The organism is Peribacillus sp. P4_C12, from assembly GCF_056402095.1.
The window spans coordinates 1-1,005 of record NZ_JBFUIB010000935.1 but is presented as its reverse complement, the minus strand read 5'-3'; the positions used below and the strand labels follow the sequence as shown (position 1 = coordinate 1,005).

At 26.6% G+C, this 1,005-nt stretch carries 1 protein-coding gene; it reads left to right on the top strand.

Annotation, left to right across the window (positions count from 1 at the left end; all coding sequences use genetic code 11):
• Positions 1-478: 478 nt before the first annotated feature.
• Entirely contained in the window at positions 479-679 is a 201-nt protein-coding gene (locus tag AC1DUW_RS30390; RefSeq protein ID WP_053346104.1) for a hypothetical protein, read from the top strand.
• The last annotated feature ends 326 nt before the right edge of the window (positions 680-1,005 follow it).

Below are 1,005 nucleotides of genomic sequence, written 5' to 3'. Positions count from 1 at the left end.
TTATGATTGTTTGTGAAGTTTTACTAGGATTTCATATTGCTAACGGGTGCTTTTCAATATGATTATTAAAAGCAGCGATAAAAATTTAGTATAAAAACCCACTATCTACTTTGATAGTGGGTTTTTTTGGGGATTACTTCTCTTGTTCTACACTTCATTTAGCTCCACCCTAGCTTATTGGAGAGGTCAATCCATTAACAATAATTAACCTTCCCTAATACTAGTTTAAAAAAGTCATTTACTTTAAAGCTGTAGATTTTAAATAAATTGGGATAGTTTTTTAAAAGTATTTAAGTATGATATGAACTGCTAACTGATTTTAAAGAAATACTTACGATCTGTTTTTATTTACCAATTCAAGTACAATAAAATAAGAAAGCGTTATACAAGTAAAGGAGAGAAAATAAGGAAGAAATGTTTATTAGTAAATTATTAAATTTAGACAAGGGTGTAAGCAACTAACTAATAGGAGGATACAATGATTAAATCGCTGAAGGGGCAATGGATTTTAACAACCGTAGTTGCAATGTGCTTTATTTATTTTACTTTTTCTTATTTTGAGTTTAATGATGAAGAAGGTTTTTTATTGTCTAGAATGCTCTTTTTCATTGCAATGATTTCATCCGTCTTTAATGCAGGAATGTTAACACAAAAATATATTCAATCAAAGAAAAAGTAATTCTAATTAAAAAGTGTTGAATTATCAATATTTATTAAAACAACAGATTAGCATTTAGGAAAATAATCCATTGTAAACAAACCTTTTTTCAAGATGGATTCTTTTTATTTGCGAAAAATAATACTTAACACAATAATCTTTGTCCAACTTTATTCCAAAATTATAATAGCAAACAATTTTTTAGAACATAGCCTTTTCTTTTGTAACTTCTACAGTAACTAATTAAGCAATCATTAATAAAGATACTGAAACTATTTGAAAATGTAAAAAGCTTCTAACTAATTTGTGTATCTATTTCTCTAGTTGTTTCATTTCCTTTTGGATAT